We start from the raw sequence: 13,730 nt of genomic DNA on the forward strand, positions 1-13,730 counted from the left end.
CGCGATGGCAGTTCCGACCCGGGTGGCGCGCATGCCACCGGTGGCTGCCGCGGCCGTCGCCCTGATTGTCGTTCAACTGCTGGTCCGCGCGATCCTGGCATTCGGCGGCTACTTCTACTGGGATGACCTGATCCTGGTGGGCCGGGCCGGCACTCAGGACCTGTTGTCGACGTCGTATCTGTTCGACGATCACGATGGGCACGTCATGCCCGGGGCATTCCTGGTGGCCGGGGTGATCACCCGGTTGGCCCCGCTGGTGTGGGCGTGGCCGGCGGCCAGCCTGGTGGTACTGCAGCTGCTGGTGTCGCTGTCGCTGCTGCGCGCGTTGCACGTGATCCTCGGCTGGCGACCGGTGTTGTTGATTCCGTTGACTTTCGCCTTGTTCACCCCGCTGGGTGTGCCCGGATTCGCGTGGTGGGCGGCCGCGCTGAACTCACTACCGATGCTGGCCGCGATGGCGTGGGTGTGCGCCGACGCAATCCTGCTGGTGCGCACCGGGAATCGACGGTATGCGATCACCGCGGTGCTGGTCTTCTTCGGCGGCCTGCTGTTCTTCGAGAAGGGGGCCGTGATCCCGTTCGTCGCGTTCGCTGTCGCCGCCCTGCTGCATCACGTCCGGGGCGGCACTGCCGCGCTGCGCACGGTGTGGCATCGCGGCATCGCGTTGTGGACGCCCGCGCTGGCGTTGACTGCAGTGTGGGTGGCCGTCTATCTGACCGTCGTCGATCACCGGCGCTGGAGCTCGGATCTGGCTATGACGTGGGATCTGTTGTCCCGCTCGATCACTCATGGGATCGTGCCGGGCCTGGCCGGTGGCCCGTGGGAGTGGCAGCGGTGGGCCCCGGCGTCGCCGTGGGCGGTGCCGCCGGTGTCGGTGATGGTCCTGGGCTGGCTGGTGCTGGTGGCGGTCGCGGCGGTCTCGCTGCTGCGGAAGCGACGCATCGGCGTTGTCTGGTTGGTTGCGGTCGGATACGCGGTGGCCTGTCAGATCCCGATCTATCTGCTGCGCTCTTCGAAGTTCACCGCCCTGGAACTGGCCCAGACCCTGCGGTACTTCCCCGATCTGGTCATTGTGCTGACATTGCTTGCGGCAGTGGCGTTCTGCGCCCCGAACCGCGAAACCCGACGGCTGGACGCCTCACGCGCCCGCACCGCGCTGGTGTCGGCGGTCGCGCTGGCATTCGTGGTCAGCAGCGTGTATTCGACGTCGACGTTCCTGACGAGCTGGCGCGACAATCCCGCACAGCCCTACCTGCAGAACGCGGTCCGGGCGCTGTCGCAGGCGCGAGCATCCTCGTCGGCGGCACTGCTCGACCAGGAGGTCGACCCATTGGTTTTGCAGCGGGTCGCGTACCCGGAGAACCTGGCCAGTCACATGTTCGCGCTCATTCACGACCGGCCCGAATTCGGCGGTTCCACAACACAATTGCGCATGCTCGACAGCAGCGGCCGGCTGGTGGACGCGATCGTCACCTGGACCCGCACGATCGTCGCGGGCCCACAGCCCGGCTGCGGCTATTTCGTCCAGCCCGACGCGCCGGTGCGCATGCCGCTGGACGGGCCGCTGCTGCCTGCCGACTGGACGGCCGAGATCAACTATCTGGCCAACAGCGACGGCTCGATGGTGATGTCGCTGAACGAGGGACCCGAGACCAAGGTGCCCGTACACCCCGGGCTCAACCGGGTCTTCGTCCGGCTGCCCGGGGCCGGCGACGCGATCACCGTGCGGGCGTCGACCGCGGCGCTGTCGCTGTGCCTGGCGTCGGGCCCGGTCGGCTATCTGGCGCCGCGCTGATCCCGGCCGTGTGCCAAAGTAGTTTGTATGTCTAACTTGCGCGAGGATGGCCTACGTGTGTTCCGGGAGATGCTGCCGGGAACATTGCCCGACGGGGACGTCGACTTCGGTGGTGGGTTCGCCCCCGAACTGATGGATATCGGTGTCGAGAGCGTGTTCGGCCGGCTGTGGACCCGCGAGGGTCTCAGCCGCCGCGACCGAAGCCTGGTGACGCTGGGCATCCTGATCGCACTGCGGGCCACCGAGGAGATGGACGCCCACTTCCGGATCGCCCGGCAGAACGGACTGTCCGAGGAGGAATTGGCCGAGGTGATCTATCACGCCAGCGGCTACGCCGGGTTCCCGGCGGCGGCCACGGCCCGCACCATCGCCGCCAAAGCGCTGTCGCGCGATTAGGGATTCAGCCGAATGTGCGGCCTCATCGGCCCACCCCGGCGCGTTCCGTACGAAACCGCACAGTCGTGCGGGCAAGCGTGGAGCCACCTAGGAGAATCGAACTCCTGACCTATTCATTACGAGTGAATTGCTCTACCGACTGAGCTAAGGTGGCGCGGCCTCGACCGAGCAGTGAGTCTACAGGTCCGAACGCAGTGCCTGACCCACGGTGGCCACCATCGCATCGACGGCGAACTTGGGCTTGACGTTGATCGCCAGTGCCTCGCGGCACTCGAGCACCGCTTCGATGCAGCGCAGCAGCCGCTCCGGGGACGCGTGCGCCGCCAGAGCCGCCACCCGCTCGGCCATGTCGGGGTGATTCGGCGCCACCGAGCCCGCGCCGTTGGCCACCAGCAGGGCATCGCGGAAATACGTGGCCAGGTCGATCAGCGCACGGTCGAGCGCGTCGCGGGAGGCGCGGGTCTGCCGGGACTTCTGGCGCCGCTCGAGATCTTTGATCGCCCCCGCCGACCCGCGCAGGGTCCCCGCCGTCCCCTTCCCGGTGCCGCCGGCACCCAGCGCGGTGCGCAGTTCGTCCGCCTCGGCCTCGTCGCGGCCCACATTGAGGGCCTTGGCCTCGGCCTCGGCAGTGGCCACCAACTCCTCGGCGGCCGCATACGCGCGCGACGGGGTCGCAGCGTCGCGGGCCAGGCTCAGCGCGCGGGACCGGCGGTCGCGGGCGTCTGGATCGGTTGCCAGCCGCCGAGCCCGCCCGACATGCCCCCCGCTGATCGACGCCGCCCACTGCGCTTCCTCGGCGGACAACCCGTCGCGGTCGATCAGCACCTGTGCGATCGCCCCGGCCGGCGGCGTCACCAGCGCGACGTGCCGGCACCGTGACCGCAGCGTGATCGCGATGTCCTCCGGGTCCACCGACGGCGCACACAGCAGGAACACCGTCGACGGCGGTGGTTCCTCCACCACCTTGAGCAGCGCGTTGGCCGCACCTTCGGTGAGACGGTCGGCGTCCTCCACCACGACGATCTGCCAGCGGCCGGTGCTGGGCCGCCGGGACGCGATCTGGACGATGGCGCGCATCTCGTGGACCCCGATGGACAGCCCCTCGGGGATGATCCGCCGAACATCGCCGTGGGTGCCGGCCATCGTCGTCGTGCACGCCCGGCACTCCCCGCAGCCGGGGGTGCCCTCGGCGGTGCACTGAAGGGCCGCCGCGAAGCACTGAGCGGCCACCGAACGCCCCGAGCCGGGCGGACCGGTGATCAGCCACGCGTGTGTCATGGTGCCGGTGGCGGCCACATCGTGAGCGGAATCACCCCGGGCGGCCCGAGCGGCACCGACCAACTCCGCTTCCACGGCGCTTTGGCCCACCAACCGCGTGAAAACTCCGGACATCGCCTCAAACACTAGTGCGCAGCAACGACACAATCGCTGCCCACCGGCTTCTAGAGGTGCTGATCGGTCGCTCTGTACCGATACGGTGGGTTCGTGACCACCGCGCAACTCAGCCCGGGGCGGATCAATGGATTCGTCCGGTGGGTTGCGCGTACACCGTGGCCGGTGTTCACCCTGGGCATGCTGCAGGCCGACATCATCGGCGCACTGTTGGTACTGGGCTTCCTGCGGTTCGGGTTGCCGCCGTCGGACCGGGTCATGCTGCAGGACCTGCCGACGTTGAACCTGGTCATCTTTCTGAGTTACCTGTTCGTTTCGTTCGCGGTGGGTGCCTTCGTCAGCCTCAAGCTGCTCGTTCCGGTGTTCCGCTGGCAACGCCGCGACGCCCTGCTGGCCGAGGACGACCCGTCCGCCACCGAGACCGCGCGGCTGCGGGCGCTGCGGATGCCCATCTACCGCTCGGTGATCAGCATGACCAACTGGGTGCTGGGCGCGGCGGTGTTCATCGCCGCCAGCTGGCCGGTGGCCAGCCATGCCGCACCGGTGCTCGCGGTGTCGACGCTGCTGGGCGCCACGGCCACCACGATCATCGGCTACCTACAGTCCGAGCGTGTGCTGCGCCCGGTGGCCGTCGCCGCGCTGCGCGGCGGAGTGCCGGAGAGGTTCCACCGGCCTGGCGTCGTCCAGCGGCTGGTGCTGACCTGGCTGCTGTCCACCGGGGTGCCGCTGCTGGCGATCGTGCTGTCGGTCGTGGCCAGCAAGTTCTCGCTGCTGGCCGCGTCGGCCGACTCTCTGTTCACGCCGATCCTGCTGATGGCCGTCGCCGCGCTGGTGGTCGGGATGGCCGGCAATGTGCTGGCCGCCATGTCGATCGCCGATCCGCTGCGCCAGTTGCGCTGGGCGCTCGGAGAGGTCCAGCGCGGCAACTACAACGCGCACATGCAGATCTATGACGCCAGCGAGCTGGGCCTGCTGCAGGCCGGCTTCAACGACATGGTCCGCGATCTGAGCGAACGGCAGCGGCTGCGCGACCTGTTCGGCCGCTACGTCGGTGAGGACGTCGCCAGGCGCGCCCTGGAGCGCGGCACCGAGCTCGGCGGCCAGGAGCGCGACGTCGCGGTGCTGTTCGTCGACCTGGTCGGCTCGACCCAGCTGGCCGCCTCGCGTCCGCCCAGCGAGGTCGTGAGCATGCTCAACGAGTTCTTCCGGGTGGTCGTCGACACCGTCAAGAAGCACGGCGGCTTCGTCAACAAGTTCCAGGGCGATGCGGCGCTGTGCATCTTCGGCGCGCCCATCGAACACCCCGACGCCTCCGGGGCGGCGCTGGCCGCCTCCCGCGAACTGCACGACGAATTGGTCGGCGTGCTGGGCCAGACCGAGTTCGGTATCGGCGTCTCCGCCGGGCGTGCGATCGCCGGGCATATCGGAGCGCAGGCCCGGTTCGAGTACACCGTGATCGGTGACCCGGTCAACGAAGCCGCCCGACTGACGGAGCTGGCGAAGCTGGAGAACGGCCACGTTCTCGCGTCCGCGATCGCGGTCAGCGGCGCCCTGGACGCCGAGGCTTTGTGCTGGAACGTCGGCGAGATCGTCGAGCTGCGCGGCCGCCGCGCGCCCACGCAGCTGGCCCGCCCGGTGAACCTTCTGCTGCCCAGCGGAACGCGCGGCGAAATGGCCACCGGCTCAAGCGGTTAGGCCTTTTTCGCAGCCTTCTTGGCCGGTGCCTTGCGCGTCGCCTTCTTCGCCGTGCGCTTGACCGGTCCACGAGCCCGCCGGTCAGCGAGCAACTCGGAAGCCCGCTCGTCGGTGATCGACAGGACGTCGTCACCCTTGCGCAGGCTCGCGTTGGTCTCGCCGTCGGTGACGTACGGACCGAAGCGGCCGTCCTTGATCACCATCGGCTTGCCCGACGCCTGATCGACACCCAGCTCGCGCAGCGGCGGTGCGGCAGCACCTTGGCGGCCACGACGTTTGGGCTCGGAGTAGATCTTCAACGCCTCTTCGAGGCTGATCTCGAAGATCTGATCCTCGGTCGCCAGCGAGCGAGAGTCGGTGCCACGCTTGAGGTATGGCCCATAGCGGCCGTTCTGCGCGGTGATCTCCTCGCCGTTGGCGGGATCCACGCCGACGACCCGCGGCAATGAGAGCAGCTTCAGGGCGTCGTCGAGGGTGATGGTCTGCAGATCCATCGAGCGCAGCAGGGAACCGGTGCGCGGCTTGGGGCCGGTCGGCTTTTTGCCCTTCTTGGCGCCCACGCCGGGGTCGTCGTCCGGCGGCGGGGGCAGCACCTCGGTGACGTACGGACCGTATCGCCCGTCCTTGGCCACGATTTCGTGTCCGGACTCCGGGTCCACGCCGAGCACTCTGCCCTCTTGCGGTGTGGCGAAAAGGGTTTCGGCCATCTCGAGGGTCAGCTCGTCGGGGGTGATCTCGTCGTTGAGGTTGGCCCGCTGCGGCTTGAGCTCGCCGTCGGCACTGTCCGGATCGGTGATCATCCGCTCCAGGTACGGGCCGTTCTTGCCCACCCGGACCACGATCGGCCGGCCCTCGTCATCGTCAAAGAGCTTGATGGAGTTGACTTCTCGGGCGTCGATGCCTTCGAGGTTGACGCCCACCAGCTTCTTGAGGCCACCGGCGCGGGCGATCGAATCCGCCACGCCGTGCTCACCGCCGAAGTAGAAGTTCGACAGCCAGTTGGTGCGCCGCTCCTGGCCGGTGGCGATCTCGTCGAGTTCGTCCTCCATGGCGGCGGTGAAGTCGTAGTCGACCAGGCGGCCGAAGTGCTGTTCGAGCAGACCGGTCACCGCGAACGCCACCCAGGACGGCACCAGAGCGCTGCCCTTCTTGTGCACATAGCCGCGGTCCTGGATCGTCTTGATGATCGAGGAATACGTTGAGGGACGGCCGATTCCGAGTTCCTCGAGCGCCTTGATCAGCGACGCCTCGGTGTATCGGGCCGGCGGGTTGGTGGTGTGCCCATCGGCGGTCAGCGCGGTGGCGTCCACCCGCTGGCCCTGGCGCAGCTGCGGCAAGCGGCTCTCGGCGTCGTCCGCCTCACCGCCGGCCTGCTCGTCGACAGTCTCGACGTAGGCCTTCAGGAAGCCGGCGAACGTGATGGTGCGCCCGCTGGCGGCGAACGTGACTTCCCGTCCGTCCGAAGATGTTCCGCTGATGCGCAGGCTCAACGTGGTGCCGCGGGCATCGGCCATCTGCGAGGCGACCGTGCGTTGCCAGATCAGCTCGTAGAGCCGGAACTCGTCGGTGTCGAGTTCGCGATGCAGCGCCCCGGGGGTGGCGAAGACGTCACCGGCGGGGCGGATCGCCTCGTGCGCCTCCTGCGCGTTCTTGACTTTGCGGGTGTACTGCCGCGGCGAGGGATGCACGTACTCGTCGCCGTAGAGCTGACGGGCCTGATTGCGCGCGGCATCGATGGCCGACTGCGACAGTGTCGTCGAGTCGGTACGCATATATGTGATGTAGCCGTTTTCGTACAGCCGCTGCGCGATGCTCATCGTGCGCTCGGCAGAGAACCGCAGTTTGCGGCCCGCCTCCTGCTGCAACGTCGACGTCATGAACGGCGGGTACGGCTTGCGGGTGTAGGGCTTCTCCTCCACCGAGGCCACCGACAGGCCGGCGCCCCGCAAACCGGTGGCCAGCGAACCGGCCGCCGCCTCATCGAGCACGACCACCTCGTCGGGCTTGCGGATGGCGCCGAGGGAGTCGAAGTCGCGGCCGGTGGCCACCCGCTTGCTGCCGACGTTGACCAGCCGGGCGGTGAACCGCGGCGGCGCGGCGTTCGGGTCCGAGACGCTGGCGTCGAGCTCGGCGATGACGTCCCAGTAGGAGGCGCTGCGGAAGGCCATCCGGTCGCGTTCGCGCTGAACGATGATGCGGGTCGCTACGGACTGCACCCGGCCCGCGGACAGCTTCGGGGCGACCTTCTTCCAGAGCACCGGGCTGACTTCGTAGCCGTAGAGCCGGTCGAGGATACGTCGGGTTTCCTGCGCGTCGACCAGATCGTTGTCGAGGTCGCGGGGGTTTTCGGCGGCCGCGCGGATAGCGGGCTCGGTGATCTCGTGAAAGACCATCCGCTTGACCGGGACGCGGGGCTTCAGCGTCTCCAGCAGGTGCCAGGCGATGGCCTCGCCCTCGCGGTCACCGTCGGTGGCCAGATAGAGCTCGTCGACATCCTTGAGCAGGCCCTTGAGCTCGGTGACCGTGCTCTTCTTCTCGGGGCTGATGATGTAGAGCGGCTCGAAGTTGTCTTCGACGTTGACGCCCAGCCGTGCCCAGGGCTCGGTTTTGTACTTGGCGGGCACGTCGGCGGCGTTGCGCGGCAGGTCACGGATGTGCCCCCGGGACGACTCCACGATGTAGTTGGAGCCCAGGTAACCCGCGATTTTGCGGGCCTTGGTGGGTGACTCGACGATGACGAGCCGCCGGACGGCGCCATTGCCCCGCCCGCCACCGCCGCTTCGGCGGCTTCCGTCGTCAGCCAACTGCCCTTACGCTCCACTTCTTCTATGCCCCTCAGGTACCCCCAAACCCGCGGGCACCTGACAATTTCGCACTCTGGACCGGTCAACGCAAACCGACCCTCGCAGGGGAATCTCTCAGATCCGAGGCCACGCTGACAACGCTTCGATCTGATTCGGGGGTTCCCCGACATTCTCTACCAGGCGCGATAGCCGCCGGCGGCCGCTGATTCTCAGTGCCGGCCGGGCACCTCGAGTGCCGATCAGCGTGGGTGCGATCCCCACCCGCATCAACGCCGACGCCAGCGGCGAATGAGTGTCGGGCGCGTGGGGGTCGAGTCCGAGCAGATACCGGTCGGCTTCGGGAATGCCGGCTGCCAGCGTCCAGGCGCGCAGCTCCCGGGATCCGGGCAGCCATTGCGGCGGCACCGTCTTGACGGCCCCCCTGGTCCATTCGGCGGCGATTCCGGCCAGCCGTGCGTCCACGGCCGTCCGCACCAGCGGATTGTTCTCGTCGGTGCGGGTGATTTCGGCTGCGAGGCCGGTTTCGGTGATCATCTCCGCCAGCGCGTCGGCCCGCCACAGGTCCTCGACCACCACCGACAACCGTGCCCCGCCGCCGACGACCACCACCTGTCCGGTGGTGGCGAGCAGCCCGGTGAGGTCGGCGACCGCGGGGGGCACCGACTCAGCCGAGAAGAAGGACAGCTGGCTCACGAGTCGACACTAAGGCAGTAGGAGACGAGCGGGACGCACCCGAGCACTACGACTGGCGGCGGGCGTGGCGGGCCCTGCGCGGGACTCCCACCAACGAAAGCACCCCCGATGCCCGTCACCGGGACTCGGGGGTGTTTCGTGATGTCGCTGTTGATCAGACGGCGCGAACGCCTGTGGCCTGTGGGCCCTTGGGGCTCTGACCGACCTCGAACTCGACCCGTTGGTTCTCCTCAAGGGTGCGGAAGCCCGACCCCTGAATTTCCGTGTAGTGGACGAACACGTCGGCAGAGCCGTCCTCGGGTGCAATGAACCCGAAACCCTTCTCGGCGTTGAACCACTTCACAGTTCCCTGTGGCATCTTTCGTACTTTCCTTCTCTTCCAACCGGGAGCGGCCGACCGAGTTTTCGGCAGACCGGGCCCGTTCCGACCGCCATCCTTCGTGGAGTCGCCGGAACTCACCCGACCTACAACCCTCGCAGGAACCGCGATCGCAACGTCGATCCTGCGAGTGTTGACACACGAACACAGAAGCTGCGACCGCCCTTATCCAATCACGTCCCGAGCTGTTGCGACAGTCTCAGTGCTACTAACTGATGAACAATTCGATACAGGGATGTAGATCGCTTTTAGAAAGGGCTGATTTCAAATGGTGAGTTTCGGCAGCGAGCTGCTCAACGCAGCGGTCGCAGGTGCCGAATCATCGCCGGCTGCGCTACTTCACGTGGCCGAGCTTCCCGCCCGCCAGGCGAGCGGAGCGGACTGGCCTGCCTGGGCTGATTCAGATGTGCTCCGCGCGTTCCATGATCACGGAATCGACGCGCCGTGGTCGCATCAGGTGCAAGCCGCCGAACTCGCGCACGCCGGCCGCCACGTCGTCATCAGCACGGGTACCGCATCGGGCAAGTCGCTGGCGTTCCAATTACCGATCATGGATGCGCTGGCGCGTGATCCGCGCGCCAGGGCACTTTATTTGTCCCCCACCAAAGCACTCGGCCATGACCAAATACGCACCGCCCATTCTTTGACCACCGCGGTGGCCGCGCTGGCCGACGTCGCACCGACTTCCTACGACGGCGACACACCGCTCGAGGTACGGAAATTCGCCCGCGAGCGGTCGCGCTGGCTGTTCTCCAATCCCGACATGATCCATCTGTCGTTGCTGCGCAACCATGCCCGATGGGCGGTCTATCTGCGTGGATTGCGCTACATCGTCGTCGACGAATGCCACTACTACCGAGGCATTTTCGGTTCCAACGTGGCCATGGTGCTGCGACGGCTGCTGCGCCTGTGTCAGCGCTACGCCCCGGCGTCGGGACCGGGGCCGACGGTTATCTTCGCCAGCGCGACCACCGCGGCCCCCGGCGAGACAGCCGCAGAGTTGATCGGGCAGGCCGTGACGGCGGTGACCGAGGACGGGTCACCGCACGGCGCGCGCACGGTCGCGCTGTGGGAGCCCGAACTGCGGACCGATCTGACGGGCGAAAACGGTGCACCGGTGCGCCGTTCGGCCGGTGCCGAGACAGCCCGCATGATGGCCGATCTGGTTGCCGAGGGAGCGCGGACGTTGACATTCGTCAGGTCGCGGCGCGGGGCCGAGCTGACAGCGCTGGGGGCCCGGGCCCGGTTGGAGGACATCGCCCCGCATCTGCTCGACACCGTGGCGTCCTATCGAGCCGGGTACCTCGCGGAGGAACGCCGGGAATTGGAGCGCGCCCTCGCCGACGGCGAATTACGCGGGCTGGCCACCACGAATGCGCTCGAGCTGGGTATCGATATCGCCGGGCTGGATGCCGTTCTGTTGGCGGGCTTTCCGGGGACGGTGGCGTCGTTCTGGCAGCAGGCCGGCCGGTCGGGACGGCGCGGCCAGGGTGCGCTGGTGGTTCTCGTGGCCCGTGACGACCCGTTGGACACCTACCTGGTGCACCACCCGGAGGCGTTGCTGGACAAGCCGGTTGAGCGTGTGGTCATCGACCCGACGAACCCCTACGTCGTGGGTCCGCAGCTGCTGTGCGCGGCGACGGAGATGCCGTTGGAGGATGAGGAGGTACGGCGCTGGGAGGCCGAGCCGGTGGCAGCCGAACTGGTCGACGACGGGTTGCTGCGCCGGCGCGGCGGCAAGTACTTCCCCGCCGCCGGGCTGGATCCCCATTCGGCGGTGGACATCCGCGGTTCGGCCGGGGGCAGCATTGCGATCGTCGAGGCGGGGACGGGACGCATGCTCGGCAGCGCCGACGCGGGCCAGGCGCCGGCGGCCGTTCACCCCGGTGCGGTGTACCTGCATCAAGGTGAGAGCTACCTGGTCGACTCGCTGAGCTTCTCCGACGGCGTGGCGTTCGTGCACGCCGAGGATCCCGGCTACACCACATTCGCCAGGGAGGTCACCGACATCGCGGTGACCGGGACGGGCGAGCGTGTGCACTACGGGCCGGTGACGCTGGGTCTGGTGCCGGTGTCGGTGACCCACCGGGTGATCGGCTACCTTCGGCGCCGGTTGTCCGGCGAGGTGATCGATTTCGTCGAACTGGACATGCCCGAGCACAGCCTGCAGACCACCGCGGTGATGTACACGATCACGCCGGAAGCGCTGGCGCACAGCGGGATCGAACAGCTGCGGACACCGGGTTCCTTGCATGCCGCCGAGCACGCCGCGATCGGGTTGCTGCCGCTGGTGGCCAGTTGCGACCGCGGCGATATCGGCGGCGTGTCCACCGCCGTCGGCGCCGATGGCCTGCCCACGGTGTTCGTCTACGACGGGCATCCGGGTGGGGCCGGTTTCGCCGAGCGCGGCTATCGTCTGGTCAGCACCTGGCTGGGGGCAACCGCGGCCGCGATCGAGGCATGCGAATGCCCGCAGGGCTGCCCGTCATGTGTGCAGTCGCCCAAGTGCGGCAACGGGAATGACCCGCTGGACAAGCCTGGAGCGGTGGCCGTCCTCAAGCTCGTTCTCGCACAGGTGGCTGCAGGCGGTGCCTGACCGGTGTGCCGACCGACCCCTCGAACAGTCGACACGCTCGATGCAAGCACGCGCCACCGTGATGGCGCTGCGACCCCCCACTGCTGGAGGCGTGCGACAGCCTGACATCACTGCCCGCGGCGAACGGCCGGACAACGCGATCCGTTCCCATCCCGACAGGTCGGGTAGGCGAAAAATACCGAACCGCGATTGCGCCCGCAAGGAAATCGGAATCGCGGCGGTTTGCCGGACCAATTCATTGTTTCCCACCGGCGGATTCCGGCGGTCCGTCCCAAGCTCGTCCGAAGGTGGCCTCGTTAAACTGCCACCATGACGCCCGACTGGCTGCTGGTGGAAACACTCGGCACCGAACCGGTGGTGGTCGCTCAGGGCCGTCAGATGAAGAATCTGGTGCCCCTGGCCATTTATTTGCGACGCAACCCGCACCTGGCCGCGATCCAGACCGCGATCGCCGAGACCGTCGCGACCGGCAACAGCCTGGCCAGCATCACCCCGAAGAGCGACCGGGTGATCCGCACCGAGCCCGTCCAGATGTCAGACGGTCGAATCCATGGTGTGCACGTCTGGATCGGTCCGGCCGATGCGGAGCCACCCGAGCGGCCGATACCGGGGCCGTTGAAGTGGGACATGACTCTCGGGATCGCCACCGACACCGTCGAATCGCTGGTGAACGCCGGGCTGGATCCCACCAAGGAGCCCACGCATGGCCGGGCTTTCGCAGAGGATCTGCCGTCGCGCAGCTTCAACCGCGACGAGGCCAAGGTACTGGCCCTGGCGATCGATGCCGCACCTGGCCGAACATATTGCACCACCTGGACTTTCACTGATAACAATGGCGAGACGATTAGAGCGGGCTTTGTGGCGCGCACCGCATCGGAGATGGCCGACGACGCCACCGAGCATCTGATCGCCCGGGCGATGAACCTGCGCTGCGACCTCGACGAGGGCGCGCTGCCGCCCGACCACTTGGCGCAGCGCATTCTCGACGGGCTGTCACAGCCGGGCGTCCACCGCGCCCTCGTCGACCTCAACACGTGGAAGCTGCTGAAGTGGCTCGACGATCCGTGCCCGCACTACGACTGGCGCCAGAGCGTCCAGTTCCACCCCGACGACCGCGACCTGCTCATCCCGATGGCGGACGACTTTGCGACCGGCAGCACCAGCCAGGTATTGCGCCTACCGGGCGTGGACGGCGGCTGGGTGCCGATCCACGTCACCATCAACCGGGTCGAGGTGGACAAGAACATCTTCGCCGGACTGATCACCCTGCGTCTGCCCACCGCGGCGGAACTGTCGGCGGCGCGGCTCACAGCCAAGGGCACCTCAACCAGCTAGCCGACCCGTGTCGTCTAGTGCGCTTCTAGGGGACCCGCCCGCGCCGCAGCGTGTGCACGGCCCCCGAGAAGGCGTCCCGTCGCAACCTCGACGTGAATCACGATGTCGAGCTCGTCGACGTCGCACCCGCTCAGTGCCGTGCCCATGGCGCGACTGACCGCTGCGGCCTGCCGGCACGCCGTCTCGGACCCTTGGGGCAGCCACATGGCCGCGGCCAGCGCCGCCATGTCCGCGCCGGCCTGCGCCCGATGCCGTGCCACCACGGCGCTTCCGATCTGGACACCGGCCACAGTGATCGCCGCCAAGGTGGCGATCAGCACCGCCGCCAGCACTGTCGCGACACCGTGCTCGTCACGCGCCAGGCTCGGTGGCCGCGATCGCGTCGGCGGTGATGACGACACCGGGCAGCAGCCGGGACCTCCCGGTGACGGTCGCCAGGACGTAGCCCCCGTCATGCCGGATCCGAACGGTCGCGCCCGCTGGCCCGACCCGACGGGCCGCGGTGTCCGCGCCCGCCTCATCACCACGGGCCGCCAGCCGGGCCGCCTCACGCGCGGCATCGATGCAGCGCACCTGCATCGCGACCGCGGTGATTCCACCGGCACAGACGACCAGGACCACCACCAACGCGGCGATGGCCAGGGC

Annotated in this window: 11 protein-coding genes and 1 tRNA gene; 5 read left to right on the top strand and 7 right to left on the bottom strand. The window is 68.1% G+C overall.

The annotated features are described in order from the left end of the window. The first annotated feature begins 4 nt into the window (after positions 1-4). Together Y900_RS10635 and Y900_RS10640 are read left to right on the top strand one after the other, a co-directional pair. Positions 5-1,795 carry a hypothetical protein gene (locus Y900_RS10635; RefSeq protein ID WP_036341810.1) on the top strand — a complete coding sequence of 597 codons (1,791 nt, stop codon included), beginning with the start codon at positions 5-7 and terminating at the stop codon, positions 1,793-1,795. A gap of 27 nt (positions 1,796-1,822) precedes the next feature. Continuing rightward, a complete protein-coding gene (locus tag Y900_RS10640) occupies positions 1,823-2,191 on the top strand; it encodes a carboxymuconolactone decarboxylase family protein (protein ID WP_036341811.1) in 369 nt (122 codons plus the stop codon). A 78-nt stretch (positions 2,192-2,269) separates the two neighbouring features. On the opposite strand, the gene Y900_RS10645 is transcribed toward Y900_RS10640, so the two are convergent. Together Y900_RS10645 and Y900_RS10650 are read right to left on the bottom strand one after the other, a co-directional pair. Beyond that, positions 2,270-2,345: transfer RNA gene (locus tag Y900_RS10645), tRNA-Thr, on the bottom strand. 23 nt (positions 2,346-2,368) lie between these two features. Continuing rightward, complete coding sequence (locus Y900_RS10650) at positions 2,369-3,583, bottom strand: DNA polymerase III subunit delta' (protein ID WP_036341812.1); 1,215 nt, start codon at positions 3,581-3,583, stop codon at positions 2,369-2,371. Between the two features lie 93 nt (positions 3,584-3,676). Between Y900_RS10650 and Y900_RS10655 the strand changes: the two genes are divergently transcribed. Further along, positions 3,677-5,278, top strand: coding sequence for an adenylate/guanylate cyclase domain-containing protein (locus Y900_RS10655; protein ID WP_036341813.1), 1,602 nt, complete (start codon positions 3,677-3,679; stop codon positions 5,276-5,278). Here Y900_RS10655 and topA read toward each other — a convergent pair. The 3 genes from topA to Y900_RS10670 form a co-directional block, all read right to left on the bottom strand. Next, positions 5,275-8,082: a type I DNA topoisomerase gene (gene topA, locus Y900_RS10660; protein ID WP_036341814.1), complete on the bottom strand. Its 2,808-nt coding sequence runs from the start codon at positions 8,080-8,082 to the stop codon at positions 5,275-5,277. The genes Y900_RS10655 and topA overlap by 4 nt on opposite strands. A 114-nt stretch (positions 8,083-8,196) precedes the next feature. After that, positions 8,197-8,775, bottom strand: coding sequence for a hypothetical protein (locus Y900_RS10665; RefSeq protein WP_036341815.1), 579 nt, complete (start codon positions 8,773-8,775; stop codon positions 8,197-8,199). A 154-nt stretch (positions 8,776-8,929) separates the two neighbouring features. Then, positions 8,930-9,133, bottom strand: a complete 204-nt coding sequence (locus Y900_RS10670; RefSeq protein ID WP_005138711.1) for a cold-shock protein — start codon at positions 9,131-9,133, stop codon at positions 8,930-8,932. Positions 9,134-9,422: 289 nt separating this feature from the next. Between Y900_RS10670 and Y900_RS10675 the strand changes: the two genes are divergently transcribed. Both Y900_RS10675 and Y900_RS10680 read left to right on the top strand, forming a co-directional pair. Further along, positions 9,423-11,750 carry a DNA 3'-5' helicase SftH gene (locus tag Y900_RS10675; protein ID WP_036341816.1) on the top strand — a complete coding sequence of 776 codons (2,328 nt, stop codon included), beginning with the start codon at positions 9,423-9,425 and terminating at the stop codon, positions 11,748-11,750. A 309-nt stretch (positions 11,751-12,059) separates the two neighbouring features. Beyond that, positions 12,060-13,085 (top strand): PAS domain-containing protein, encoded by a 1,026-nt coding sequence (locus Y900_RS10680; protein WP_036341817.1) that lies wholly within the window; start codon positions 12,060-12,062, stop codon positions 13,083-13,085. A 14-nt stretch (positions 13,086-13,099) separates the two neighbouring features. Here Y900_RS10680 and Y900_RS10685 read toward each other — a convergent pair whose 3' ends face one another. Both Y900_RS10685 and Y900_RS10690 read right to left on the bottom strand, forming a co-directional pair. Further along, a complete protein-coding gene (locus Y900_RS10685; protein WP_272945546.1) occupies positions 13,100-13,486 on the bottom strand; it encodes an Rv3654c family TadE-like protein in 387 nt (128 codons plus the stop codon). Then, on the bottom strand, positions 13,437-13,727 hold the full coding sequence (locus Y900_RS10690) for a TadE family type IV pilus minor pilin (RefSeq protein ID WP_109751050.1): 291 nt from the start codon (positions 13,725-13,727) through the stop codon (positions 13,437-13,439). The genes Y900_RS10685 and Y900_RS10690 overlap by 50 nt, the downstream gene beginning before the upstream one ends. Positions 13,728-13,730 lie beyond the last annotated feature (3 nt).

The organism is Mycolicibacterium aromaticivorans JS19b1 = JCM 16368, from assembly GCF_000559085.1.
Classification (GTDB): Bacteria; Actinomycetota; Actinomycetes; order Mycobacteriales; family Mycobacteriaceae; genus Mycobacterium; species Mycobacterium aromaticivorans.

Excerpts from the sequence above, each read along its gene's own strand:
- Y900_RS10635 (WP_036341810.1), top strand. The coding sequence starts at position 5 with ATGGCAGTTCCGACCCGGGTGGCGCGCATGCCACCGGTGGCTGCCGCG.
- Y900_RS10640 (WP_036341811.1), top strand. The coding sequence starts at position 1,823 with ATGTCTAACTTGCGCGAGGATGGCCTACGTGTGTTCCGGGAGATGCTG.
- Y900_RS10650 (WP_036341812.1), bottom strand. The coding sequence starts at position 3,583 with ATGTCCGGAGTTTTCACGCGGTTGGTGGGCCAAAGCGCCGTGGAAGCG.
- Y900_RS10670 (WP_005138711.1), bottom strand. The coding sequence starts at position 9,133 with ATGCCACAGGGAACTGTGAAGTGGTTCAACGCCGAGAAGGGTTTCGGG.
- Y900_RS10675 (WP_036341816.1), top strand. The coding sequence starts at position 9,423 with ATGGTGAGTTTCGGCAGCGAGCTGCTCAACGCAGCGGTCGCAGGTGCC.
- Y900_RS10680 (WP_036341817.1), top strand. The coding sequence starts at position 12,060 with ATGACGCCCGACTGGCTGCTGGTGGAAACACTCGGCACCGAACCGGTG.